Here is a 24,009-nt window from a genome sequence, read left to right on the forward strand (position 1 = left end):
GCTTGGCCGAATACGACTATGTCATCGTCGGCGCGGGTTCGGCCGGCTGCGTGCTGGCGAACCGGCTGAGCGCCGACCGCGGCGTCACCGTCGCGCTGATCGAGGCCGGCCCCGGCGACGCGCATCCCTATGTCCACATGCCGCGCGGCGTCGGCAAGCTGATGGCGATGCCGAGCCATATGTACCACTACCTGACCCAGCCCGAGCGCGGGAACGCCCAGACCCCCGATATGTGGCTGCGCGGCAAGGTGGTCGGCGGCTCGTCCTCGGTCAACGGCATGGTCTGGGTGCGCGGCCAGCCCGCCGACTGGGACGACCTGGCCGCCAGCGCGGGCGAGGACTGGTCGTGGGAGCACATTTCCCGCGCCTACGAGGCGATCGAGGGGCACCAGCTCGGGCCTGGCCCGACCCGCGGCGGCAGCGGCCCGGTGCGCATTTCGCTTCCGACCTGGCGCACCAGGCTGACCGAGGCGATCAACGCCGCCGGGGCGAAAATGGGCTGGCCGGTCAAGGAAGACGTCAACGCGCCTGATGACGGCGAAGGCGTCGGCTACATGCCGCGGACGATCTGGAAGGGGAAGCGGCAGAGCGCCGCGGTCGCCTTCCTCAATCCGGTGCGTGGGCGAGCCAACCTGACGGTGATCACCGGCGCTATCACCGACCGCGTGCTGTTCGAAGGCACCCGCGCGGTGGGCATCGAGGTGCTCCGTAACGGTCAACGCGAGCAGATCGGCGCACGGCGCGAGGTACTGCTCTGCGCCGGCGCGGTGGCGAGCCCGGGCGTGCTCGAACGATCCGGCATCGGCGATCCCGCGCTGCTCGAACGGCACGGCATCCCGCTGGTCCATGCCAACCCCGCGGTCGGCGAGCACGTCAGCGAGCACCGCGCGCTGCGCATGCAGTGGCGGATCAACCAGCCGCTCTCGTACAACCGCGACTACGAGGGGCTGCGGCTCGTCTGGAACGTGGTCCGCTACTACCTGACCGGCGAAGGCCCCATGTCGGTGGCCGCAATCGACATGCGCGCCGCTTTCCGCAGCCGGCCCGAGCGCAACCGCGCCGACATCCAGGCGCAGATCGGCCTGTTCAGCTGGAATATCTCCGGCCCGCCGACGAAGAGCGGGCTCGAGCGCGAGCATGGCTTCTGCGCGGTGGTCAATCCGGTTACTCCGGCATCGCAGAGCGGTTCGATCCACATCGCCTCGCGCGATCCCGCGCAGTTCCCCGCGATCACCCCGGGTTATGGCACTGCCGAGAAGGACCGCGCCGCCACCCTCGCCGCCGCGCGTATCCTGCGCCGATTCGTGCAGCAGGAACCGCTCGCCAGCCTGATCGAGCGCGAGACACTTCCCGGGCCCGAGGCACAATCCGACGAGGATATACTCGCCTGCATGGACAAGTACGGCAGTGCCGGCATGCATACGGTCGGCTCCTGCCGCATGGGCAAGGACGCAGCCTCGGTCGTCGACCCCGCACTGCGCGTGCGCGGCGTCGAAGGGCTGCGTGTGATCGACGCCTCGGTCATGCCGGCGATCCCATCGGGCAATACCAACGGCCCGGTCATGGCCTTGGCCTGGCGCGCGGCCGACCTGATCGGGCGCGGCTGATGGAGATCGATTTCGCGCGGGCGCCGGGCGACGGCCTGCCGCTCGAGCTCTATGCCCGGCTGCACGAGGCGGGACCGGTGGTGTGGAGCGACAGCCTCGGCGGCTGGGCGGTGTCGGGCTATGCCGAGGTGCGCAGCGTCTTCGGCGACGTCACGCGCTTCACCTCGGCCGGCACGCCGGTGGCCGAAGCGCTCGGCGAACAGGGCATGCTGGTCAACGACACGCCGCTCCACCACACGATCCGCGCGGTCTGGACGAAGCAGGTCGGCATCGCGGCCCTGGCGCTGCGGCGGGCCGAGCTCGAAGCCAATGCCGCCGAGGCGATCGCCGCCGCGCGGGTGCGGATGGAGGCAGGCGAAGCGGTCGACTTCATCCCATTGATCCGCGAATTCGTCATCCGCTTCATCACCGCCAGCTTCGGCGTGCCAGCCGAGCGGGGCGAGATATTCCACCGTTGGAGCGTGATGTCTTCCGACACGCCCGCCGTTGCGATGGACGCAGGCAGCACGGCGGAGCAATCGCACTACGCCGTGCGCGCCGCGGTGTTCGAACTGATCGACGAGCTGGCGGCCGATCGCAAAAGACGCCTTGCCGCCAGCGAAACGCCCGAGGACCTGACCACGCTGATGGTCGCAGCCGAGGGCCGCGACGGCATCACGCCTTCGATCGTGCGCGACAACCTGTTCAACTTCATCCTCGGCGCGCTCGACACGACGGAGAAGTGGCTCGGCAATATCCTGGTCAAGCTGTGCGGCAATACCGCGTTCGCGGAAGAGCTGCGCGCCAGTCCCGACCTGATCGCGCCCTTCGCCGAGGAAGTCATGCGCTGCGATACGGTTGCCCAATCGATCCAGCGCAACGTGCGGCACGACGGCGTCGAGCTTGGCGGGCGCCGGCTCGGCGCCGGCGAGCCGGTATTCCTCCTGCTCGGCGCCGCCAACCGCGATCCCACCATCTTTTCCGATCCCGACAGTTTCGCCCCCCGCCGCAAGGGCGAGCCTCATCTCGGCTTTGGGTTCGGCTTTCACCATTGCCTCGGCATCAACGTCGCGCGGGCAGAAGCACGGGCCTTCATCGGCAAGCTACTGCAACTGCCCGACCTGCGCGTCGTGGCGAGCGACTTCGGCGAGAGCTGGGCGCTCTGGGGTCCGCGCAAGCTGCAACTCGCGATCTAATCGTGAAATTCCGAGCTATAAAAAATATTCCCGATATATCTTGATTTCCGATATATCGCGATATAGATAGCAATCCATGATGAAACACAGACATCGTGGCATGCATCGCCACTTCACCCAGAACGACAACCCAGACTTTTGCGAAATGCGCGGCTTCGGCCGGCACGGCGGTCATCCCGGCCGCAGCGAGCACCGCGGAGAAGGACGCCGCGGCGGGCGCCTGTTCGACTACGGCGAGCTTCGCCTGCTGGTCCTCGCGCTGATCGCCCAGGCTCCGGCCCACGGCTACGAGCTGATCAAGACGATCGAGGACCGCTTCGGCGGCGCCTATACCCCCAGCCCCGGCGTGATCTACCCGACGCTCTCGTGGCTCGAGGACTCGGGCTATGCCTCGGTCGAAGCCGAAGGCGGCCGCAAGTCCTACGCGATCACCGAAGAGGGCAAGGCCTTCCTCGAAGCCAACCAGGAAGCGGCCGACGCGCTGTTCGAGCGTGGCAGCGGCGGCAGCGAAAGCACCGGCCGGCGCGGGCGCAGCCTGCAGGTCATGCGCGCGATGCACAACCTCAAGACCGCGCTGCGGCTGCGGCTGGCGACCGGCGGCATCGACGACGCCACGGTCGACGCGATCGCCGCGGCGATCGACGAGGCGGCCCAGAAGATCGGCAAACTCTAGATCGGAAAGCTCTGATGACCGTAAGCCACGCCGAAATCGCCACGCCGCGGGCGAGCCGCTATCTCCAGCAGCTCTGCAAGCATTTCGCCCACAAGCTGCCCGTCACGTTCGATCCGAATACGGGCAAGATCAGCTTTTCGACCGGCGACTGCGACCTCAGCGCCGACGGCGAGCGGCTCCACCTGAACCTCACCGCGCCCGACGGCTCGCAGATGACCCAGCTCAAGGATGTGGTGGTCCGCCACCTCGTCCGCTTCGCCTTCCGCGAGGAAATGGCGATCGCCTGGCGGGACGCCTGAGCCCTCTTCCCTTCCCGGCTTGACTATCGCGCGGCGGCAATGTTAACAACGAAAACATTGCCGCCGCCTTTTCGCCGGGAGCCCATATGATCCAGCACCTCGTCCGCGCCATCAGCCCGCTCGTCGTCGACGCGCTGGGCATGATCGTCTTCGCGGTGCTGCTGGCTCTGCACGTCGACGTGGTCGTCGCGGCGATCATCGGCGCGGTGCTGGCCTGTTCGGTTGCGGCCTGGGAGTTTGCCCGCCACCGGACGATCGCGCCGCTACAGGCGCTCAGCGTGGTGATCGTGCTGGTTTCGGCCGGCGCGACGGTGTTCACCGGCGACCCGCGCTTCGTCATGGTCAAGCCGACGATCGTCTATGCCGCGATCGGCGCGGCGATGCTGCGCAAGGGCTGGATGAACCGCTATGCCTCGCCCGAGGCGCTGGCCCGGATCGGCGATCTGATGATCCGCTTCGGCTATGTCTGGGCCGGGCTGATGCTCGCCACCGCTCTGGCCAATCTGATCGTGGCGCTCGAATTCACGGCCTGGTGGCCGCTGTTCATCGGCGTCTTCACCACCGTGTCCAAGCTGACGCTTTTCGCGATCCAGTTCACCGCGACTTACTGGATCGCCCAGGTCCGCAAGCGCCGCGGCGTGTTCGCGGCCTGAGTGCCCCCTCCCCGCGGGGAGAGGGTTTCGCCTACCGATCAGAGTTCCAGGCCGTAGAGCTCCACCGCGTTGCGTTCGAGCACCCGCTTGCGCGTCTCGTAGTCGTAGCTGCCGAGCTGCTCGACCAGCCGCTCCTGCACGCCCGGATAGAGCGAGGTCGGGTGCGGGAAGTCGGTCTCGAACATCACCCGGTCGATACCGATCTCGTGGAGCATGTGCTGCGGCGCGAAGGTCTCGAACCACCACGAGACCCAGAAGTTCTTGGCGAAGTATTCCTTCGGCCGCCGCTTCAGCCCGTGGTCCTCCATCGTGCGCATCTCGTCGATCTGGTGCTCGAGCATTTCGAGCACGAAAGGCACCCAGCCGATGCCGCTTTCGATCAGGCCGATCTTGATGTTCTCGTACTTGTCGAGGATGCCCGACATCATGAAATTGCTCATCGTCGCGCAGACGCCAAGCGTGTGGAGCATCGCGTTGATCGGCAGGCGCTGGGTGAAGCGCAGGTTGTCCCAGATCGCCGAGCCGGCATCGAGCGAGGTGTTGATGTGGAAGTTGAGCGGCGTGGCCGTGGCCTCGCACATCTCGAACACGCCTTCCCAGAACGGGTTCACCTTGCCGTCCTCGCCGAGATAGCCGGCGACGAGCCGCTCGGGCCGGTCGGGCAGGACCACGCCCTTGATGCCCATGTCGATGATGCGCCGCATCTCGGCGTTCATCAGGTCCTTGTCCCAATAGGGCAGCGTCGCCATGCAGTGGATGCGGCCGTTCGATTCCGCGACCCGATCCGCGCAGGCGTCGTTGAACCCGCGGATCACCGCCATGGCGAGGTCTTCGTCGTTCAGCGCCAGCAGCGACCCGGCCTGGGTCAGCCCGCCGTTCTGGAAGCAGATCTGGGCCCAGACGCCCATCTCGTCCATTTCCGCGAGACGCGGCTTCACCATGTAGGAACCGGGGTGGATCTCGTCGTAGGTGGTGAAGGCCAGCTTGCCGAGCAGCTTGTCGCGGCCCTTGCTGATGACGTTACCGCCGATCGAGCCGAAGTCCCGGTCGCCGATGAACCAGCGGTCGGCACCGTTCACACGCACCACGCGCGGCAGCTTGTCCTTCATCGAGGCGGGCGCGTTCTTCTGGAACAGGTCGGGCGGCTCGGTGAAATGGGTATCGCAGTCGACGATCTTGATGCCGTTGAACAACGGGTGCGTGCCCTTGTGATAGGTCGAATGGTCGATCTCGCGGACGAAGCCGCCGGCCGAACGGCCCTCGTCGAGCCAGTAGAACTTGGCGTCGTCCTCGCGCGCCTTGACCAGCGAGATGGATTTCGAGTCTGCCATGGTTTTCTCCTCTCGCGGGCAGCATATCACGCGACAGGACCGGAAACGAAGCGCCTGTTGCGCCGCTGGACGCCGTGTGAAGTCAGTTGGAGGCGCGAAAGCGGAGCGCCTCGTTCAGGGACATTAAATTTTTGCGAGAATTAGCGGAGCCGCAACTTTCGTCCCGCGCTGATGTTCACCCTTCGACCGCATATGATCCCCCCGATCGCCCCGAACGTGGTCAACTGATGCGCTCCGGACCTGTCCGGGGCGCATCAGTCACATTCGGGCCCGGCGAATCCTAGGCGATCGCGATCACCATCCCATCTTCGGCGGTTTCGTAGCGGTCCCGATCGGGATGACCGAGCATGTCGTCGCTCATGTGCGTCAGCACCAGCCGCTTGGGGCGCAGCTCGGCAAGGTTCGCCTCGATCGTATTGAGGCTGAGGTGGGTGAGGATCGTCTTGTCGCGGAAATAGGCCTCGGCGATGAACAGGTCGGCGTCCTGCGCCGCAGGGATCAGCGCCGGGGTCCACTCGGTATCTCCGGTATAGGCGATCGACCGTCCCTCCGCCTCGATGCGCACGGCGTAGTAGGGACCATCGGGCGGGCCGTGGACCGCCTGGAACGCGCTGACCCTGATCTCGCCCATATCCAGCGTCTCACCGGCCGCGATCTCGATCAGATGGAGCTCGAACTTCTGCGCGGCCTGCGAGGAACCGGGAAAGGCCGTTTCCATCACCCGCTCGTACCAGCCCGCGAGCCCGGTCGGCCCGACGATCGTCAGCGGCTCGCGGCGTTTGCTGAAGAACTGCGCGTCGAGCATGAAGAAGGGATCCCGCCGAAATGATCGGCATGGAAATGGGTGACGACGATCGTCTGGATCGCGTTGCGGTCGGTTCCCAGTTGCTTCATCGCCACCAGCGACGAGGCGCCGCAATCGATCAGAAGGTTGGTTCGCTCACCCGTCAGATGGAAGCAGGTGTTGAACCGCCCGCCCGACCCGAAGGCATCGCCGCAGCCGATGAATTGAAGCTCGAGCGCCATGTTCCCCCTTCATCCGGAACTCCGCGGGCGCGCAAAAGCCCGACAGGACGGGGGCATTCTCCCTATGCGTTGGCAAAAATCAATTCGACCAATCGCCGCCGACCGGGAATAGAGCCGCCATAACAAAAACGGGGGAGCACATGATGCCTTGGATTCGTCGCCCGCTTCAGGCGTGGCGGGCTCGCAAACTGGTACGCCGCGAGCTCGAACGCCTGAAGCAGCAGGGGAACAGTCGGCCGCGCTCGTCGAAGGAATCCGGGTTCGACGTCCTGAAGCTATCGTAGTCGTCAGCCCAGAGTCCGTGTTCAACCCTAGTCCGCGCGAAGCAGCGTCATAAGCTCGCGCGCGGACATATCGTCCAGCGCCAGCACGGCGTCGCGGATTCGGGTCGCCTTTTCGGCCGCGATCGCCAGGCTGGCGCTGGACAGAAACTTGGCGGAAACCGCCTCGGTCCCCATCGCCCGCTCGCCCGCACCGCTGTTGACGCGAATGTGGCGGGTGAGGACGCGGCCGTCGGCCAGGCTGACTTCGACGCCGCCCGAGAAGAAGGTCGGAAACGCCGTATCGGGGTCCTCGAAGCATTTCACCTTCTTTGCCAGCGCCTGGACCGCCGGATCGGCGAGCGCTTCGGGTAGCAGGTCGGGCAGGCCGAAGAAGCCCTTGAGCAGGCAGGCGGCGATGACGAACTGCGCGCTGAACTTCGCCTCGTATTCGGTCCGCGCGTTCTCCTTGGCCTCGGCCGGCTCGGCGATGATGTGCAAGGTCGGCTGGGCGAGATAGGCTTTCACGCCCACGATCTCGGTGCCGCCGATCTCGGGGAACAGCTCGATCGCCGCATCGGCGCAGCCGTGGATGAAATGGCAGACCGGATAGGGCTTCAGCGCGGTCTCGCCGAAATGCCAGACCTCGCAACCATCTGGGCCGAGGCCATCGGTCATCGCGTCGAGCTTGGCGGGCTCGTGCAGGTGGGTGTCGAACAGGCCGAACTTGCCCTCGTAGGGCCGGGTCGGCCCCTTGAAGCCGTGCTTCACGAGGTTCGCGGCGGTGATGCCGGCAACAGCGCCCCAGCCGGGATGGAAGCGCTTGGTCCAGGCGCCTTCCTCGAGGAACACCTGGATGCCCGAGGCGGTGCTGCCTGTCACGCCCTGCGCCTGGGTGATCTGGTCCTCGTTCAGCCCGAGCAGCCGGCCCGCGGTGACCGCGCTGGCGAAGTGCGAGACCACACCCGTCGCGTGATAGCCGACGTGGTGGAAGCCGCCGTCGACCGCGAGGCCGATGCGGATCGAGGTCTCGGCGCCGGCGAGGAAAGCGGCGAGCAGGTCGCTGCCGCTCGCGTCCAGTGCCTCGCCCAGCGCCAGGGCAGCCGGCAGGCTGGTCGCGGTCGGGTGGATGATGCTGGCGAGGTGGGTGTCGTCGAAGTCGAGCCCGTGGATCAGCACGCCGTTGACCAGCGCCGCATCGCGCACGCCCAAGCGCTCACTGCGGCCGATCAGCGAGCAGCTGCCACCCTCACTCATCGCCGTGATGCCGGCCACGGTCGGCTCGGCATAAGCTTGTGCGTTCGAGGCCAGGCCCAACCCGAGCGCGTCGAGAATATGCAATTTAGCCCGATGCCGCACCGCCTCGGGCACATCGGCCAAGCGGAAGCCCGCGGCAAAACGCGCTATCTGGCGAGCGGCGGATGTTTCGGGCATGAGGCGACCTCCGGAAATAATGCATTATCGAGTCGTCCGCCGGCGCGCGAACGCAATCGCTCCTAGCGGCGGCCCGACAATGGTCAACTGTTGACAGTTTGCTTCCGGCAGGGAAAGAGATTTTTGCAGCCGGCCGCCCCACCCCCGAATTAGGGGCGCCCCTGAAAGGACGAGTAATGGCGACGACGTACCAGCTATTCATCGACGGCAAATGGCGCGCGGCTGCGGACGGCGGCACGATGCCGGCGATCAACCCCTACAACCAGGAGGTCCACGCCGAGATCCCCGTCGCCACCGCCAGCGACGTCGAGGAAGCCATCGCCGCCGCCCGCCGCGCCTTCGCCGCGGTCTGGTCGAAGACCACGCCCGGCGAGCGCGCCAAGCTGCTCAACAAGGCCGCCGACCTGATCGACGCCAATGCCGAACGCATGGCGCTGCTCGAGACCACCGACAACGGCAAGGTGATCCGCGAGACGAGCACCCAGATGGGCTATGCCGCGCGCATCTTCCGCTATTACGCCGGCTGGGCCGACAAGATGCACGGCGACGTGATCCCGCTCGACCAGAAGGACACGCTCGATTTCGCGATCCGCGTGCCCTACGGCGTCGTCGCGTGCGTCACCGCCTGGAACTCGCCCGTCGCGATCCTGACCAACACGCTCCCCGCCGCGCTCGCCGCGGGCAACTGCGTTATCCTGAAGCCCAGCGAGCACGCCTCGACCACCACGCTCGAAGTCGCCAAGCTCTGCGAGCAGGCCGGCTTTCCCGCGGGCGTCGTCCAGGTTGTCACCGGCGCGGGCGATGTCGGCGCGGCGCTGACCGGCTCCACGGGGGTCGACAAGATCAGCTTCACCGGCAGCCCCGGAGTGGGCCGCCTGATCGCCGCCAAGGCAGGCGCGAACCTCAAGCCGGTGACGATGGAACTCGGCGGCAAGAGCCCCAACATCGTGTTCGACGACGCCGATTTCGACCGCGCGCTGGTCGGCGCGCTCGCCGGCATCTTCGGCGCCACCGGGCAGACCTGCATCGCCGGCTCGCGCCTGCTCGTCCAGCGTGGCATCTATGACCGCATGGTCGAAGGCCTGGCCGCGCGCGCCAAACAGATCGTCATGGGCGACCCGCGCCTACCTGAGACCGAGATGGGCACCGCCGCCAACGAGCCGCAGTTCAACAAGATCCTCTCGTTCATCACCGAGGCCAAGGGCGACGGCGCCCGCCTCGTCGCCGGCGGCGGCCGCGCCGAGGGACCGGGGCTTGAAAAGGGCTTCTTCATCGAGCCGACGATCTTCGCCGACGTGAAGAACGAGATGAAGGTCGCCGCCGAGGAGATCTTCGGGCCGGTGCTGTCGATCATCCCCTTCAACGAAGAGGAGGAAGCGATCCAGATCGCCAACGACACGCAGTACGGCCTCGCCTCTGGCGTCTGGTCGGAGAACATCAGCCGCTGCCTGCGCATGATGCGTGCGATCCAGAGCGGCGTCGTCTGGGTTAACACCTACCGCGTCGCCGCGCCGCAGGCCCCGTTCGGCGGCATGAAGGATTCGGGCTTCGGCCGCGTCCGCGGCGAGGCAGGTATCCTCGAATTCACCCAGACCAAGAACGTGTTCATCGACTTTTCGGGCGACAAGCGCGATCCGTTCTCGATGAAATTCTGATCGGAGCGAAAATGACCTATCTCGTCGCCGACGACCTTCCGACCGAGCCCGCCGGCCTGCGCTTCCGCAGGCTGTTGGAAGGCCCCGGCATTGCCCAGCTGCCGGGGGCCTACAACGGGCTTTCGGCGCTCCAGGCCAAGGCGGCGGGGTTCGACGGGCTCTACCTGTCGGGCGCGGCGATGTCGGCGCAGATGGGCTTGCCCGACCTCGGGATCATGACGATCGACGACGTCAGTTTCTTCATCCGCCAGGTCACTCGCGCGAGCGGCCTGCCCGTGCTGGTCGACGGCGACACCGGCTTCGGCGAAGCGCTCAACGTCATGCAGATGGTCCGCGCCTTCGAGGACGCGGGCGCCGGCGCCGTGCAGATCGAGGACCAGCTTCTCCCCAAGAAGTGCGGCCACCTCAACGACAAGAAGCTCGCCCCGGCGGCGGACATGGCGGCCAAGGTGGCGGCGGCGCGCAAGGCGCGCCGGCACCTCTACATCGTCGCCCGCACCGACGGGCTCGAGCGCGAAGGCCTCGACGGCGCGATCGCCCGCGCCAAGCTCTATGTCGAGGCCGGGGCTGATGCGATTTTCCCCGAGGCGCTCAACGATGCCGAGGCCTTCGCGCGCTTCGCTGCCGAAGTGAAGGTCCCGCTGCTCGCCAACATGACCGAGTTCGGCAAGACCCCCTTCATGACCGCACAGCAGTTCGAAGCGCTCGGCTACAAGATGGTCATCTGGCCGGTCAGCGCGCTGCGCTGCGCGGCCAAGGCGCACGAGGAGCTCTATGCCACCTTGCGCAGCGAAGGCTGGACCAAGCCGCTGGTCGACAGGATGCAGACCCGCGCCGAGCTTTACGCGACGATCGGCTATCACGCCTACGAGGAACTCGACGGCACGATCGCGCGGTCGTTGATCCCGAACGGGAATCCGGAGTAGCCGGGCCTCCGCACGCCGCGTCACCCCTGCGCAGGCAGGGGCCTATCTAAGCCCTCGTTTTCAATGCTAGGGCACCGTCCGAACGCAAAGTCATCTGGGCCCCTGCCTGCGCAGGGGCGACGGGGAGTGGAGTGGTGGACTCGGTCATAGGCGACAGCACGGGCGTCTCAATCCCCGCCCATCCCGATGCCCTGCGTGCCGCCGGCGCCGACTTCCTGACGCAGGCGTTCCGTGCCTTCGGTTCGCTGAGCCCTGACAACGCCGTGGCGCGCATCACCGCCATCGAACCCTGCCACGCCGGCAATTCCGGCCAGAAGCTGCTCCTGACGGTCGAATACGCGCGTCCTGACCCCACGCTCCACACCGATCTCTTCATCAAGATGTCGCGCGACTTCGCCGACGCCTTCCGCGACCGGCGCAAGTACGAGCTCGAAGCCGAAGTCCGCCTCGCCGCGCTGTCGCGGCTGCCGGCTTTCCCGGTCCACGTCGCCAAGCCCTATTTCGCCGATTTCGACCACGAGAGCGGCACCGGCATCCTGATCACCCAGCAAATCGCCTTCGGCCAGGACGGGATCGAGCCGCTGCGCGCCAAATGCATGGACCGCCTGCTGCCCAACGCGCTCGAGCACTACCAGGCCACGCAGACGGCGCTGGCCTCGCTGGTCGGCGCCCAGCATGCGGGCTGCCTCTCGCCGGAACTGGAGCGCCTGTTCCCATGGGATGAAGCGACCGCGCTGGCAGACCTGCCTATCCCCTGGAACGAAGCGCAGATAGGTGAAAAAGTCGCCGCCATCGGCGCCCTGATCGCAAGCAGCCCGCAGCTCTTCCCTCCGGCCGTCACCGCACCAGAATTCATCGCCCGCCTGGAACGCGATGCGGTGGCTATCATCCGCCACGAAGCCGCGGTGCGCCGCTTCCTGTGCAGCGATCCGCGTTTCGTCGCGCTGACCCACTGGAACACCCACATCGACAATGCCTGGTTCTGGCGCGACGCGGCGGGCGTGCTCCAGTGCGGCCTGCTCGACTGGGGCATGGTCCGGCAGATGAACTTCGCCTACGGCATCTGGGGCGGCCTGTCCGGCGCCGAAGCGGCGATGCTGGAGGACCATCTCGGCGATCTGCTCGCGCTGTTCGCCCGCGAACTTGCCGCGCGTGGCGGGCCGTCGCTGCCGCTCGATCTGCTCGGTCTGCATTTCGATCTATCGGTGGCCATGATCGGCCTTGCGATGATGATGGACCTGCCCGCGCTGATCGCCGCGCGCCTGCCCGAAGCCGCCCGCGCCAGCGGGCCGCACGACCCGCTGATCGAGCAGGATCCGGTGGTCCGCGGCTTCCTCCACGTCTCGACCAACTTCCTCGACACCTGGGCCCGCCGCGATTTCGGCGCGAGCCTCGATAGGATGCTTGAGATCGGCGGGACCGCGCCCTAGCCTCCCGCCGAAACGGGAGAGCATCATGTTCCTGCAAGGCCATTACCAGAACGCCTATGTCACCCACGACATCGACAAGGCGCGCGACATGCTGTCGGAGCGCTATGGCCTGAAGGACTGGATCAACTTCGAGATGGAGCTGCCGCTCCGCACGCCCGAGGGCGAGCGCCAGCTCGGCGTCAAGGTCGGCTGCGCCTGGGCGGGATCGCTGCAGATCGAGCTGATCGAGCCGGTCTCGGGCGCGGTCGAACCCTACCTGCCCTATCTTCCGGCCGACAAGAGCGACTTCACCCCGCGCTTCCACCACATCTCGCTGCGCCGTGACGACTACGACGCTATGCAGGCCGAGATTGCCCGGCTGGGCCTGCCCTTCGTCTGCGAAGGCGGCATTCCCGACCTGCTCTACACCTATGTCGATGGGCGCAGCACCTTCGGCCACTACGTCGAATTCGTCTGGGCCTCGGAAGCCGGCTGGAAGATGATCGGCTGGCCCGAGGGACGCCCGGTGATCTGACGACGACTTGCTTTTCAAGGTTCTGGGAGAAGAAGAATGCTGTTCCGCACCGCGCTGATGTTCGATCTGCGCTCCGCCGATTTCGGCATCCCGCACGAGGAACTCTATCCCTCGGCGCTCGAGATGATCGAATATGCCGACCGGCAGGGCTTCGACAACATCATCCTGGCCGAACACCACGGCTCGCCCGACGGCTATTGCCCGGTGCCGGCGGTATTCGCCGCGGCGGCGGGCGCGCGGACCAGGGACATCATGATCACGCTCTGCGCGCTGGTCCTGCCGCTGCACGATCCCGTGAAGATCGCCGAGACCATCGCGGTGACCGACCTGATCTGCGGCGGCCGCCTGCACACGGTGCTGGCTGCGGGCTATGCCGACCACGAGTTCGCCATGTTCCGGAAATCGCTCAAGGATCGCGGCCGGGCGATGGACGAGGGGCTGGAGATCATCACCCGCGCGCTGGCCGGCGAACGCTTCATGGACGGCGACCGCGAGGTCTTCGTGCGCCCGCTGCCCAAAAGGATGCCGCAGCTCTACGTCGGCGGCGGCGTCCCCGCTACCGCGCGGCGCGCCGCGAAGTTCGGCCTCGGCTTCAACCCGCTGAGCGCGGACCTCGACCCGCTCTATATCGAGGAATGCCGCAAGCTGGGCCGCGAGCCTGGCCCGATCTTCGGCCGCTCGGTCGGCACGCATTGCACCGAGGACGTCAAGCAGGCGTGGAAGGACATCGGCGAATATGCGCTGTTCATGGCGAAGGCCTATGCCCGGATCAGCGGCACCGATCCCTCGCAGTCCAATTCGCCGCTGTTCGGCCTCGACACGATCGAGAAAGTCCGCGCATCGGGCATGATCCAGATGCTGACGCCCGACCAGTGCGTCGAACTGGCCAAGACGCGCCACCTGTCGCTGATGCCGCTGATTTCCGGCCTGTCGCCCGAGATCGGCTGGAAGAGCCTGGAACTGTTCACCGCCAAGGCGCTGCCACGGATCAAGGAACTCGGCCGCGTGCCGGCATAAGGAGGCAGCCGATGTCCATGCTTCAGGCCCACGCCGGCCTTGCCGGAAAGAACGCGGTGCTCGTGGGCGGAGCGACCGGCATCGGGCGCGCCATCGCGCTCAAGCTCGCCGAAGCCGGCGTCAACATCGCCAGCTGCGATAACGACGCCGAAGGCGTGGCGGCCATCGTTCCCGAAGTGGAAGCCTTCGGCGTCCGCATCGTCTCGGCCGAGGCCGACGTGCGCGACGTCGCCGCGCTCGACGCCTTCTTCGACCGGGTCGAGGCCGCGTTCGATCACGTCGATATCCTGGTCAATGTAGCCGGCGGCACCAACCGCGGCACTTTCGTCGAGGGGACGCGCGACTACGACGCCGAGATGATCCGGCTGAACTACGGCTATGTCCTCGACTCCACGCGGCGCACGGTGCCGCTGATCCGCAAGGGTGGAGCGGGCGGCGCGATCGTCAATTTCACCACGATCGAGGCGCACCGCGGCGCTGCTGGATACGCGGTCTATGCCGGGGCCAAGGCGGCGGTGACCAACTTCACCCGCGCCATGGCGGTCGAACTGGGCAAGGAGCGCATCCGCGTCAACATCGTCGCGCCCGACACCTCGCCGTCGCGCGCCTATGCCAAGCGCAAGGGTGCGGAGGAAGGCCGCCTGGCGCGCTACAACGCCCTGTCCGAAGAGGCCCGCGCCCAGGCCTGGAAGATGTACATCCCGCAGCAGGAGCCGCCCGGTGTCGAGGACCTGGCCAACGCCGTGCTGTTCCTGGCAAGCGACCTGGCGCGGTCGATCACCGGCCAGGTGCTCCATGTTGACGGCGGCACCTCGGCCTCGATGGGCTTCACCGACTGGCCCTTCGGCGACGGCCACGGCCCGGCTGCGGCCCCGGAGACGCTGCACCGGCTGTTCGGCGAGGATTAGCGAGTAGTCGGACTCGCGCCTTTTGCGGAGAATACACGGAAGCGGACATTCACACCCCCTGGCCAGGGTTTACCCCAATTCCGGCGGGATGCTCGCCCTCTAGATTTCTGGCATATTCCCAAGGAGTGTGCCGTGCCTGAGGCCAGCCCCAGCCAACGATCGATCGCCGCCGAGAACTACGCCTTCCACGGCGGTTTCCCCAGTGCCGAGACCATCCAGCATGCCTATGACGATGCCGATCTCTCCCGCGCGATCGAGGCGTACAAGTTCTTCTTCCCGACGGTCTCCTTCGCAGGAACCTTCGCGGGCAACGCGGCCGCCGGCCTCGAGCCCAATCGCGGTTTCCTCCTGTTGAAGGGGAGTCCTGCCCAAACCGTCCTCACGCCCAACTCCGATACGCCCTACACCGGCGCGGTCATCGACCTGAGCGATGGACCGGTGGTTTTCGAGATTCCGGCCGGTCCGCTGATGTCGGTCGTGAACGACGCCCATCAACGCTATGTGATGGATATGGGCGTGCCCGGTCCCGACGCGGGAAAGGGCGGCAAGCATGTGATTCTGCCTCCCGGTTATGAAGGCGCGCTCCCCGAAGGCTGTTTCGCCGGCACTTCCTCGACGAACCGGGTGCTCGCGATGGTGCGCGCCATTCCGCCGGAGGGCGATGTCGATGCCGCAATCGCCCTGCTCAAGACCGTCAAGTTCTACCGGCTCGGTTCGACCGAGAACCTGGCCGCGCTCAACTGGATCGACATCGCCGACACCTACGTCCAGTTGACCGCTTTCGATTGGGAGAACACCCTCGAATACTGGCAGGTGCTGCACGGGATCATAGATGGCGAACCGGTCCATGAGCACTTTCGGATGGAATACGGCCGCCTTGCCACGCTCGGCATCGAGAAAGGCAAGCCATTCGCGCCCGATGCGCGGATGATCGGCATTCTCGAGCGCGCGGCGCGAACTGCCAATGCGCAGATGCGTGTCCAGTCGTTCGCCGATCGCCGCGAGGATCGGCGGGCCTGGCCCGATCGGCAATGGGAATGGGCCGGGAAGCGGCCCGAGCCTCATATCTGGGATCTGCCCGGCTACCGCGACCTCGAAGCGCGCGAGAAATGGTTCTTCCAGGCCGCGGTCGAAACCCCGGCGATGTTCCGCCGCGACGTGCATGCCGGCTCGCTTTACTGGCTGGGCCTGCGCGACAAGGATGGCGCCTATGTAGACGGGAGCAAGACCTATCGGCTGCGCGTTCCGCTACCGGTTCCGGCGCACCTGTTCTGGTCGATCACGCTCTACGATCCGGAAACCCGCAGCGAGATCGTCACGACACAAGGCAAGGCAGCACTGCGGTCACTGTTCGAGCTGAAGGGCATCGGCGGGGACAGCGTCGATATCTATTTCGCGCCCAACACCCCTGCCGGTCACGAGGAGCGCTGGCTCCAGACGCTGCCCGGCAAGGGCTGGTTCGTCTATTTCCGCATCTATGGCCCCGAAGGCCCCGCATTCCAGGGAAGCTGGAAACCCGGCGACTTGGAACTGGTCGCCTGACCTGTGCTTGCCCGGATGTCCGTGGAGAATCGGGCCTTCCGCTCACACCTTCCCAGCATCGAACGCGTTCCGGCAACTCTCTATCTCCGCCAGGTTCGAAACGATCCAGGTTCCCAGCTGCAGAGCCTGACCGCCCAGCGATTCGCCAAGCAAAGTAAGCGCATATTCGACCTGGGGGGGAACGGTGGGGTGGACGGTGCGAGCGACCATGCCATCGCGCTCGAGCGCGCGGAGCGTCCGGGTCAGCATCTGCTGCGAGATGCCACCGACGGCGTCGCAGCTGGTTGAAGCGCAGCGGCCCTTCGCGCAGCCTCACGACCACCGGTAAGGTCCAGCGATCGCCGATGCGCGCGAGGTGCTCGGCGATCACGCCGCCGATCCGCTGTCGCACCTGACGCTAGACCGGCTGGCAACCGAGGAAGCAATTGCCGTGCTCGACGAATTCCTCGCGGCCGACATCGTCGTCATCGGCGCACCGATGTACAATTTCGGCCTACCGAGCCAGCGGTGTCGCAATCGCTCCCGAGCACCGAGAAACGGCCCTGGATGCAGCGCTGGCCTGGATCGACGTCATGGCGCCGACCGCTGGCGACCGTGGCCTGAACCCAGGCGCTCATTGAAAATCCCCCGCCGGTCACCATATCGGTCCGGCTACCAGTGGCACATTGACGGCCTTTCGGCGGTCGAGCGCGCAGGACTTAGCACGCTCAATCGGAACCGGCGCGTGAGCTACGAGCTCGAGACCGCCCGCCGCGGCAAGACCAGCGTGGTCAACCTCCAGGCGCAGGATTGAACATCGTTTGTATGGGCGGCGCGCAATCGCCGCCCATTGCAACGGATCTACGGAAAGGCACGCCGATGACGAACAATGCCGCCTACTACCGTGACCTTGCCGCCCGGGCACAGACCGAGGCCGACGAAGCCACGCTCGACAATGTTCGCGATCGCGCGCTCCGTTCGGCCGCCGCCTTCGAAACCATGGCGCTTCAGCACGAACGCACGGCGAAACGACGGATAGAACGCGAAAACGCGGCCGACAGCAACGCCGCATACCAATCGACCAACGGCTCGATCACCGAGCATCACTAGGAAAAAACTTGAACCTCGAATTCTTCAATACGACCCACGACACCAACTCCATTCCCGCCAGCGGCAAGCGCATACGCCCGCTCGGAACCCCGCCGCCATCGAGCCGGCGGCACCCCTCGCCGGAAATGCGACGCCAGGCCGCGATAGCCTACGCCGCCGCGCTCGAGGTACTCGGCTGACAGACAGAAGTTCTCTCGCCCGGCTGGCCTAGGCTTGAATGACGAACTTGTCCGACAAGCGGGTGGAGCGACCGATGTCGTCCAGACGATCCCTGAGATCTTTGATCGCGGCGCGATGGGCCGCCACGATCTGGGGATGCGATGCTCGGATCAGGCTCGCCGTTTCCAGGTCGAGCGCCTCCAGCGTGATGGCGCGTAGCTCCGATGAGTCCATTTCTGCACCTTGCTTTCCGCGATCCTATAGCCTTTGCCAGCTCGCCACGAAAGCCTCCTATGTGCGGAGGATCTTCTCCATAGCCTTGCCCTTGGCCAGTTCGTCGATCAGTTTGTCCAGATAGCGGATCTCGCGCATCGTGGGCTCTTCGATGTCCTCGACACGCACCCCGCAGACCACGCCGGTGATCGACGAACGCGAGGGGTTCATCCGGGGAGCCTTCGCGAAGAAGTCCTCGAACGAGGTCTTCGCGGCCAATTCTTGCTCGAGCGATGCCTGGCTGTGCCCGGTCAGCCAACGCATGATCTCGTCGACCTCGTCCTGGGTGCGCCCCTTCTTCGCCGCCTTGGCGACGTAGAGCGGATAGACGCTCGCAACGCTGGTCGCATAGATACGATGGCCCGCCATTCTCCCCCTCCAAAACGCGCACCGCCTCGGATCATGGATAGACGACTGCTGACAGCCATCAAGCCAAAGGCGGGAAACGGCCGAAAAGTCGCGACTAACCGACTTCCGGCCAGATCCAGCCTTGCGGGAATCCCTGTTCGCTGAGCCAGTCTGGAACGTGCGCCGCTGGCGCGAAGGCGCGGTTCGGATCGGCAAGCGCCCGGATGTTCTGCAGCTTTTCCAGCCTGCCCTGGATGATCGCGGCCATGGCGACGGTCTGGTACTTGTCGCACGCGATGGCTCCGAAGCCGATGGCGCGCAAACGCAGCGTCTGATCGATGTCGTAGTGCGGCCAGGAGACTTTCATCCGCGAAGGATCCTGGAACCATCGCCGCTCCATGCCGATGAGATCCGCCATGAAATGGAGCTCCTCCAGATCAGGCGAGAACATGTGGCACATCAACCTGCCGCGCAGGGGATGGATGGCCGCGTCGACATATACGCTCATGCTGCCACCGGCATGCTGCGATTGGGAGACTGCCCTTTCATCCTTGCAAAATGGCGTCGGCCCCGCATGTTCGCAAGCCATCGGCGATCCGCGCCCTTTTGCGAGCCTTGATACCGTGAGCGCAGACTTTCCATTCCTGAGCGAGGCCTTCGAGCGACTGGACCTGGCGGATCATGTCCGTGCCCTGATCGCCCAGCGCCACGGCGAACCGCAGCGGCATTATCACACGCTCCGCCATATCGACCTGATGCTCGGCCAGCTTCCGGCAAATCACGCTTTCGCGCGCGAAATGCTGGTCGCGGCGCTGTTCCATGACATCGTCTACAACCCCACGCAGCCCGACAACGAGGAACAGTCGCTGGCAATCTTCCTCTCCGTCGCGGGCACGATCGCGCGCGATGCACCGCTTGATGCGGATCTGATCTCTGCGATGATCCTCGCCACCAAGAGCCACCATTTCCGCAGCGAGCACACGGCCGGTGACCGGGCGATCAACGCGCTCCTGAAAGCCGATCTCAGCATCCTCTGGCACCCCGAGCCGCAGGTTTACGCATGGTACGCCGAAGGCGTCCGCCAGGAATATGCCTTCGTGCCCGACGACCAGTTTCGAGCCGCCCGCACGCGCATCCTGACCGGCCTGCGCAACGACCTTCTCGGCAGCGGCCAGCTCACGATGGACGAGGCAGCGGCATTGACGCGCAACACCGACCGGGAACTGGGCCGGCTCGGTTAAAGCCGTCGATCGACTTCTAGCCGGCCGACTTCTGCGGCCGCCGCGCGGCGATCATCGCCTTGAACTCGGGGCCATGGCCGGGGCTGTGATGCAGCTCCCAGGCGTTGCCGGCGGCAAGATTCAGCCCGTCGGTATCGACGAGCAGCTTCTTGATCTCGCGGTTGGACCGCATGCTGTTGGCCGCGATGTCGGCGCACAGCGCGTCGACATAGGCGTCGAGCTCGTGTTCAGGGACGGCGGTGTTCGCCAGACCCATCGCCGCCGCCTCGACACCCGAATAGGTGCGCGAACTGAACATCATCTCCTTGGCCTTGGCCATGCCGACGCGGCGCGGCAACCGCTGGGTGAGGCCCCAGATCGGCACGAGATCGAATTTGGCGTGGGTATCAGCGAATTTGGTCGTCTCGGCCGCAACGATGATGTCGGCGGCGAGCACGAGTTCCAGGCCGCCAGTGTAGCAGTGCCCGCGAACCTTCGCGACGACGGGAAACGGCAGCGTCGCCAGCCGCTCGACCAGGCCGTTCTCGAACCGCTCGGCTTCCGCAGCGGATTCTTCGCCCGACGCAAGATCGTCGAGGTCGTGACCGGCACAGAAGCTGCGCCCGGCGCCCGAGAGGATCATGCAACTGACCGCCGCGAGGTCGAGCCGGTCGAGGTGACCGACGATCTCCTTGAACAGCTTCAGATTGAGCGCGTTGAGCTTGTCGGGGCGATTGAGCGTCAACCGGCAGATGCGGTCTTCGACGGTGCAGGTGACGGTTTCGGTCATGGTGCTTTCGGTTCCCGGTCTGGCTTGCTGCAACGGTCCGGCGGCAACGGCACCGGACAGCCCGCAGCTTGCGCATCGCCGACGAAGCGCCGGCGCGCAACCCTTTGGCCCCGGCCAAGGCACTGCAGACGGCCATAGGCCTCGCTAGGACAAGCGCAATTTCGCGACGGGACCAAGATCCGCCGCGGCGCCGGATAGGAAGATGTCGACGGGCCGGGAGGTGTGCCCGACTATTAGGCCGCTACTGCTTGGCGCCGTGCGGCGGCATGGCCAGCAGGCGGATTGCGCTCATCACCTGGCCGAGACCTTCTTCGTCGGCCATTGCGACATCGAGCGGACGCCCGCCCAGCGACGCGTTGAAGGTATTGAGGAAGTCGATCGCCGGATCGCGTCCGCCAAGCAGGGAAAAGGCGAGGCTGGTGACTCGGCCCTGGCGCTTCGCCCGGTCCTGCGGCAGCTTGGGCGTGTTCGCCCGGCTCCTGAAGAAAGGACGCTTCGGCTGCGCGTCGTCCTGCTCGTCCGCGCTCAAGAAACGGCACCCAGGGCAATGTCCCGGTGCGCGGCGGCCAGGCAGGCGCCCCACATCGATGCGGCACCGGCCCCGACACGCCGCTGCCATGCGCCGATCCGCTGAGCCAGTTCGTCGGCACGGGTCAGGTGCATGCCGCGCGTCTGTTCATCCGATGAGGAACCGGCGCGCATGACCGACAGCTGATGTCGAAAGTAGAGATCGTTGAGATCCACGAAGCTGCTCCAATCGGTAAGCGGGAGCGCGATGGTCTCTCAGCCGCGAGCGCCTACGATCCAGCCGTGCTCGCGATGGGTTCCATATGGCGCCGAACGAGAAAATTTAAAGGCCATAGACAGTTAATTCGGGGCAGACCGATGGGATCAGGCAGTCAAAGCCTCTCCTTGGGCTTCTTCATCAGCGTGTTGACGGCGAAGCCCGGCTCGCGGGCGATAGCGACCGAAGGCTTGGCCTTCGCTGCCTTCGGCTTGCGGATCTCGCGTGTGCTGCGTTTCTGTGATTTGGCCATCTCGGATCAGCCGATGTGCCGCCAAGCCGCCAGTGCGATCGCGGCCAGTACGATGGCGAGCGCGATCCACAGGCGGATTCCTACCCGTCCCGATCCATCCTGATTGAGTTGCTGGCGGTCACCGTCGAGCTTGGGCATGAAGGGAGTCCCATGGGGACTGTACCCAATATTCGCCAGTTCGCGAGGCGCTGATGCCTAGAACTTGGTGACAGTGGGTATTGAATATACCCAAACAGGATGCGACGCCAGAAAATTACCCGCCGGCACCCGCATCGAAAAGTTTATTTATTTCGTGGCGTATTCGCCGGGCTGTGCGCGGAAATTGTCGCGCGCAAAAGCCTTTGCCGCTGCGGCAGTCTTGAACAATTCTTCCTGCAGAGCGGAGTCGACCAGCGGATATCCTTGCGAATTATAACGCGTGGTCCGCACCGTCAGGCGGAAGTTTCCCTCCTCGTCCTTGTTGATCAGGAAAGGGCGGGTCTTGGCATCGGCCATGTCTGGGCCTCCTACGAACATTGAAATTGAGTGACGGCGAGGCGGCCGGTCGACACGAAAACGGCGCGGACAGCCTTCAAGCCATCCGCGCCGTCGATCGGTTTTAGGCCGACTGAAGGTTCACGGCGGACATCTTGCCGCGCTGGTCCTTCTCGAGCTCGTAGGAGACCTTCTGGTCCTTATCGAGCGTGCGCATGCCGGCACGTTCCACGGCCGAGATGTGAACGAAGGCGTCGTTGCCGCCGCCGTCCGGCGCGATGAAGCCATAGCCCTTGTCGGCATTGAAGAATTTCACGGTTCCGGTGATCATAATGGGTATCCTTTGTCCCATGGGTGACGGGCATGCGCCAACGGCGGCACATCCCGGCTTTGTGAGGCTAGAAAGGGACAAGGGGGGAGCGCGGACGCTGCCCGAATATCCGTCGCACGCGACGTAAGCCTGCACTATGTAGCCCGTTTTCGGGCGAATTACAACAAATAGCGCAGCCGGGGTCTAAATAGGCGCGTTTTCCGCTTTCCTACATGCGGACGAACCGGGAAGTTCTGGCGGCTCTTTGCTGCCGTCGAACAATCTTGATTTCGCGGGATAATCGTCGCGATCGTACGGCCCGTCGCGGAAAACATTGCATAGTCGATATGTGCGAACTTGATGAATTTTCACGCCCCCGGCTTGGCAATCCCCCAGCGCGCGGTTGCCGTGTCTTCAGGCAGCGCATCGCGGGGCGGCATGCCGGGCGGCGGGCCAAAGTCCGGGAAGTCATAGAACGTGCCCGTCAGGTCGGGATCGCCGCGGTAGAGCATCTGGAACAGCCGCCAGTCGAACAGCCAACGGCCTCCCTGCTCGACGAAATGCTCATAGTAGATGCCCATCGAGATGTTGGTATCGCCGTTCTTCCAGGCGCAGCGCTCGTCGATGTAGGTGCGGCCGAAGGCGGTACCGTCTCCCACCTCGATGATCGGCGTGCGGAAGGTGATGAGCACGCGGGTGAACCGGCCGAGAATCGCAGTGATCGTCTCCTTGATCTGCGCGCGGCCCTTCAGCGCCATGCCCGAGATGCGCCACTCGCCGTCCTCGGTGAAGCATTCGGCAAAGGCGCCGAAATCCTGCCGCCAGACGGCATCGGTGTAGCGCTGGTGCAGCTCGCGGATACCCGCTTCGGCCGCGACGAATTGGCTCATCGTCCTCTCCCGTTCTCGCTGCGACTATTCCCGCCCCGGCCCGGGCCTGCAAGGAGAGATTGAACAGGCGTGCAGCACGCGCCAAGGAACGGCGAGCAATAGGAAAGGCGAAAGCAGCATGACCGGCGATTCCCTGAAGCCCGGAGACTCTCTGAAAAATCGCCTCCTCAGGGGCGAGAAGCAGCTCGGCCTCGTCATGTTGCTGCCCTCGCCCGACGTCGCCGAGATCGTCGGCCATTCAGGGCTGGACGTGGTGATGATCGACCACGAGCACGGTCGCGGCTCGCTGTCCGATTTCGTCGCGCAAGATCGGGCGATGGCGGCCAGCCCGATCCGCTCGATGGTGCGCGTACCGCATGGCGAGCTGAGCTATGCCCAGCGCCTGCTCGACAACGGCGCGCAGGCGATCGTCTATCCGGGCGTCGATACGGCCGAGCAAGCCGAGGGTTTCGTCCGCGCCTGCCGCTATCCGCCGCGCGGCATCCGTGGCGCCGGCGCCGGTCTGCGCGCGGCGCGCCATGGGCTGGACGCTAACTACTACGATGCCGCGGTCGAGGATGGCCGACTGCTCGTCGCCCAGATCGGATCGGCGCGCGCGGTCGAGAACGTCGACGCGATCTGCGCGGTCGACGGCATCGACGTGTTGCTGATCGGCCCGCGCGATCTCTCCGCGACGATCGGCAAACTCAATCGCTTCGACGACACCGAAGTGCGCAGCCTGGTCGACCGCGCCGCTGCGCGCATCCGCGCATCGGGCAAACTACTCGCCTGCACGCTCTATCCGGGCAAGACCGTGAACGGGATGTTCGACGAGGGCTACGACCTGATCCTCGCCGGCAAGGACACCGATTTCCTGGTCAACGGCGCCAAGGCGATGGCCGCATTGCGCGACTAGTGCGGCATTTCCCGAGCAGGGCTTAAGCAAATCTATAGAGCGGAGCTTTAGGACACTCGCCGGGAATCTCTTCG

32 protein-coding genes and 2 pseudogenes are annotated in these 24,009 nt (G+C 65.6%); 18 read left to right on the top strand and 16 right to left on the bottom strand.

Annotated features, from left to right (window positions below; all coding sequences use genetic code 11):
• Positions 1-2 precede the first annotated feature (2 nt).
• From KRR38_RS16370 to KRR38_RS16390, 5 genes are all read left to right on the top strand, one after another.
• Positions 3-1,607, top strand: a complete 1,605-nt coding sequence (locus tag KRR38_RS16370) for a GMC family oxidoreductase (protein ID WP_217403560.1) — start codon at positions 3-5, stop codon at positions 1,605-1,607.
• Positions 1,607-2,782, top strand: coding sequence for a cytochrome P450 (locus tag KRR38_RS16375; RefSeq protein ID WP_217403562.1), 1,176 nt, complete (start codon positions 1,607-1,609; stop codon positions 2,780-2,782). Before KRR38_RS16370 ends, KRR38_RS16375 begins: the two co-directional genes overlap by 1 nt.
• A 79-nt stretch (positions 2,783-2,861) precedes the next feature.
• Positions 2,862-3,455, top strand: coding sequence for a PadR family transcriptional regulator (locus KRR38_RS16380; RefSeq protein WP_217403564.1), 594 nt, complete (start codon positions 2,862-2,864; stop codon positions 3,453-3,455).
• Positions 3,456-3,469: 14 nt separating this feature from the next.
• A complete protein-coding gene (locus KRR38_RS16385) occupies positions 3,470-3,754 on the top strand; it encodes a DUF2218 domain-containing protein (protein WP_217403566.1) in 285 nt (94 codons plus the stop codon).
• 86 nt (positions 3,755-3,840) lie between these two features.
• Entirely contained in the window at positions 3,841-4,407 is a 567-nt protein-coding gene (locus KRR38_RS16390) for an inner membrane-spanning protein YciB (RefSeq protein ID WP_217403568.1), read from the top strand.
• A 38-nt stretch (positions 4,408-4,445) separates the two neighbouring features.
• On the opposite strand, the gene KRR38_RS16395 is transcribed toward KRR38_RS16390, so the two are convergent.
• The 4 genes from KRR38_RS16395 to KRR38_RS16410 form a co-directional block, all read right to left on the bottom strand.
• The gene (locus tag KRR38_RS16395) at positions 4,446-5,738 is read right to left on the bottom strand and encodes an amidohydrolase family protein (RefSeq protein WP_217403570.1); all 1,293 of its coding nucleotides are present in this window, start codon (positions 5,736-5,738) and stop codon (positions 4,446-4,448) included.
• Between the two features lie 280 nt (positions 5,739-6,018).
• The gene (locus KRR38_RS16400; protein ID WP_217403572.1) at positions 6,019-6,543 is read right to left on the bottom strand and encodes an MBL fold metallo-hydrolase; all 525 of its coding nucleotides are present in this window, start codon (positions 6,541-6,543) and stop codon (positions 6,019-6,021) included.
• Positions 6,501-6,764, bottom strand: coding sequence for an MBL fold metallo-hydrolase (locus KRR38_RS16405; protein ID WP_217403574.1), 264 nt, complete (start codon positions 6,762-6,764; stop codon positions 6,501-6,503). The genes KRR38_RS16400 and KRR38_RS16405 overlap by 43 nt, the downstream gene beginning before the upstream one ends.
• A 311-nt stretch (positions 6,765-7,075) precedes the next feature.
• Positions 7,076-8,458, bottom strand: a complete 1,383-nt coding sequence (locus KRR38_RS16410) for an MmgE/PrpD family protein (protein WP_217403576.1) — start codon at positions 8,456-8,458, stop codon at positions 7,076-7,078.
• Between the two features lie 176 nt (positions 8,459-8,634).
• On the opposite strand from KRR38_RS16410, the gene KRR38_RS16415 reads away from it, so the two are divergent.
• The 7 genes from KRR38_RS16415 (at position 8,635) to KRR38_RS16445 (ending at position 16,450) form a co-directional block, all read left to right on the top strand.
• Positions 8,635-10,113 carry an aldehyde dehydrogenase gene (locus KRR38_RS16415; RefSeq protein ID WP_217403578.1) on the top strand — a complete coding sequence of 493 codons (1,479 nt, stop codon included), beginning with the start codon at positions 8,635-8,637 and terminating at the stop codon, positions 10,111-10,113.
• An 11-nt stretch (positions 10,114-10,124) separates the two neighbouring features.
• A complete protein-coding gene (prpB, locus tag KRR38_RS16420; RefSeq protein ID WP_217403581.1) occupies positions 10,125-11,039 on the top strand; it encodes a methylisocitrate lyase in 915 nt (304 codons plus the stop codon).
• A 134-nt stretch (positions 11,040-11,173) separates the two neighbouring features.
• A complete protein-coding gene (locus KRR38_RS16425; RefSeq protein ID WP_217403583.1) occupies positions 11,174-12,469 on the top strand; it encodes a hypothetical protein in 1,296 nt (431 codons plus the stop codon).
• Positions 12,470-12,494: 25 nt separating this feature from the next.
• Positions 12,495-12,983 carry a VOC family protein gene (locus KRR38_RS16430; RefSeq protein ID WP_217403585.1) on the top strand — a complete coding sequence of 163 codons (489 nt, stop codon included), beginning with the start codon at positions 12,495-12,497 and terminating at the stop codon, positions 12,981-12,983.
• Positions 12,984-13,019: 36 nt separating this feature from the next.
• On the top strand, positions 13,020-14,000 hold the full coding sequence (locus KRR38_RS16435; RefSeq protein WP_217403587.1) for an LLM class flavin-dependent oxidoreductase: 981 nt from the start codon (positions 13,020-13,022) through the stop codon (positions 13,998-14,000).
• Positions 14,001-14,011: 11 nt separating this feature from the next.
• Positions 14,012-14,908, top strand: coding sequence for an SDR family NAD(P)-dependent oxidoreductase (locus tag KRR38_RS16440; RefSeq protein ID WP_217403589.1), 897 nt, complete (start codon positions 14,012-14,014; stop codon positions 14,906-14,908).
• A gap of 132 nt (positions 14,909-15,040) precedes the next feature.
• The gene (locus tag KRR38_RS16445) at positions 15,041-16,450 is read left to right on the top strand and encodes a DUF1254 domain-containing protein (RefSeq protein ID WP_217403591.1); all 1,410 of its coding nucleotides are present in this window, start codon (positions 15,041-15,043) and stop codon (positions 16,448-16,450) included.
• 42 nt (positions 16,451-16,492) lie between these two features.
• Here KRR38_RS16445 and KRR38_RS37395 read toward each other — a convergent pair whose 3' ends face one another.
• Positions 16,493-16,699, bottom strand: coding sequence for a helix-turn-helix domain-containing protein (locus KRR38_RS37395; RefSeq protein ID WP_309141066.1), 207 nt, complete (start codon positions 16,697-16,699; stop codon positions 16,493-16,495).
• A gap of 106 nt (positions 16,700-16,805) precedes the next feature.
• On the opposite strand from KRR38_RS37395, the pseudogene KRR38_RS37775 reads away from it, so the two are divergent.
• From KRR38_RS37775 to KRR38_RS16470, 4 genes and pseudogenes are all read left to right on the top strand, one after another.
• Positions 16,806-16,943: pseudogene (locus tag KRR38_RS37775) on the top strand (FMN-dependent NADH-azoreductase); the annotation flags it as partial.
• A 180-nt stretch (positions 16,944-17,123) separates the two neighbouring features.
• Positions 17,124-17,243, top strand: a pseudogene (locus KRR38_RS16460) (cold-shock protein); the annotation flags it as partial.
• Between the two features lie 11 nt (positions 17,244-17,254).
• Complete coding sequence (locus tag KRR38_RS16465; RefSeq protein ID WP_254514839.1) at positions 17,255-17,539, top strand: hypothetical protein; 285 nt, start codon at positions 17,255-17,257, stop codon at positions 17,537-17,539.
• A gap of 8 nt (positions 17,540-17,547) precedes the next feature.
• Entirely contained in the window at positions 17,548-17,718 is a 171-nt protein-coding gene (locus KRR38_RS16470; protein ID WP_217403593.1) for a hypothetical protein, read from the top strand.
• A 28-nt stretch (positions 17,719-17,746) separates the two neighbouring features.
• Here KRR38_RS16470 and KRR38_RS16475 read toward each other — a convergent pair whose 3' ends face one another.
• The 3 genes from KRR38_RS16475 to KRR38_RS16485 form a co-directional block, all read right to left on the bottom strand.
• The gene (locus KRR38_RS16475; RefSeq protein WP_217403595.1) at positions 17,747-17,932 is read right to left on the bottom strand and encodes a hypothetical protein; all 186 of its coding nucleotides are present in this window, start codon (positions 17,930-17,932) and stop codon (positions 17,747-17,749) included.
• 57 nt (positions 17,933-17,989) lie between these two features.
• Positions 17,990-18,340, bottom strand: a complete 351-nt coding sequence (locus tag KRR38_RS16480) for a DUF2200 domain-containing protein (protein ID WP_217403597.1) — start codon at positions 18,338-18,340, stop codon at positions 17,990-17,992.
• Positions 18,341-18,434: 94 nt separating this feature from the next.
• Positions 18,435-18,827 (bottom strand): DUF4031 domain-containing protein, encoded by a 393-nt coding sequence (locus KRR38_RS16485; protein WP_217403599.1) that lies wholly within the window; start codon positions 18,825-18,827, stop codon positions 18,435-18,437.
• 115 nt (positions 18,828-18,942) lie between these two features.
• Between KRR38_RS16485 and KRR38_RS16490 the strand changes: the two genes are divergently transcribed.
• Positions 18,943-19,560 (top strand): hypothetical protein, encoded by a 618-nt coding sequence (locus KRR38_RS16490; RefSeq protein WP_217403601.1) that lies wholly within the window; start codon positions 18,943-18,945, stop codon positions 19,558-19,560.
• A 16-nt stretch (positions 19,561-19,576) separates the two neighbouring features.
• Here the strand turns inward: KRR38_RS16490 and KRR38_RS16495 are convergent, their stop codons facing one another.
• From KRR38_RS16495 to KRR38_RS16525, 8 genes are all read right to left on the bottom strand, one after another.
• Positions 19,577-20,329, bottom strand: a complete 753-nt coding sequence (locus tag KRR38_RS16495) for an enoyl-CoA hydratase/isomerase family protein (RefSeq protein WP_217403603.1) — start codon at positions 20,327-20,329, stop codon at positions 19,577-19,579.
• Positions 20,330-20,570: 241 nt separating this feature from the next.
• Positions 20,571-20,858 (bottom strand): antitoxin Xre/MbcA/ParS toxin-binding domain-containing protein, encoded by a 288-nt coding sequence (locus KRR38_RS16500; protein WP_217403605.1) that lies wholly within the window; start codon positions 20,856-20,858, stop codon positions 20,571-20,573.
• The gene (locus KRR38_RS16505) at positions 20,855-21,073 is read right to left on the bottom strand and encodes a hypothetical protein (RefSeq protein WP_217403608.1); all 219 of its coding nucleotides are present in this window, start codon (positions 21,071-21,073) and stop codon (positions 20,855-20,857) included. The genes KRR38_RS16500 and KRR38_RS16505 overlap by 4 nt, the downstream gene beginning before the upstream one ends.
• 155 nt (positions 21,074-21,228) lie before the next feature.
• Positions 21,229-21,366 (bottom strand): hypothetical protein, encoded by a 138-nt coding sequence (locus KRR38_RS16510; protein ID WP_217407534.1) that lies wholly within the window; start codon positions 21,364-21,366, stop codon positions 21,229-21,231.
• Positions 21,367-21,372: 6 nt separating this feature from the next.
• Positions 21,373-21,504: a hypothetical protein gene (locus tag KRR38_RS37070; protein ID WP_256449471.1), complete on the bottom strand. Its 132-nt coding sequence runs from the start codon at positions 21,502-21,504 to the stop codon at positions 21,373-21,375.
• A 147-nt stretch (positions 21,505-21,651) separates the two neighbouring features.
• Positions 21,652-21,861 carry a hypothetical protein gene (locus KRR38_RS16515; RefSeq protein ID WP_217403610.1) on the bottom strand — a complete coding sequence of 70 codons (210 nt, stop codon included), beginning with the start codon at positions 21,859-21,861 and terminating at the stop codon, positions 21,652-21,654.
• 103 nt (positions 21,862-21,964) lie between these two features.
• The gene (locus KRR38_RS16520; RefSeq protein WP_217403612.1) at positions 21,965-22,171 is read right to left on the bottom strand and encodes a cold-shock protein; all 207 of its coding nucleotides are present in this window, start codon (positions 22,169-22,171) and stop codon (positions 21,965-21,967) included.
• Positions 22,172-22,518: 347 nt separating this feature from the next.
• Positions 22,519-23,040: an SgcJ/EcaC family oxidoreductase gene (locus KRR38_RS16525; protein ID WP_217403614.1), complete on the bottom strand. Its 522-nt coding sequence runs from the start codon at positions 23,038-23,040 to the stop codon at positions 22,519-22,521.
• Positions 23,041-23,158: 118 nt separating this feature from the next.
• Here KRR38_RS16525 and KRR38_RS16530 point away from each other — a divergent pair, with 118 nt between their 5' ends.
• Positions 23,159-23,935 carry an HpcH/HpaI aldolase/citrate lyase family protein gene (locus tag KRR38_RS16530; RefSeq protein ID WP_217403616.1) on the top strand — a complete coding sequence of 259 codons (777 nt, stop codon included), beginning with the start codon at positions 23,159-23,161 and terminating at the stop codon, positions 23,933-23,935.
• Positions 23,936-24,009 lie beyond the last annotated feature (74 nt).

This window comes from Novosphingobium sp. G106 (genome assembly GCF_019075875.1).
In the GTDB taxonomy this organism is placed as follows: Bacteria; Pseudomonadota; Alphaproteobacteria; order Sphingomonadales; family Sphingomonadaceae; genus Novosphingobium.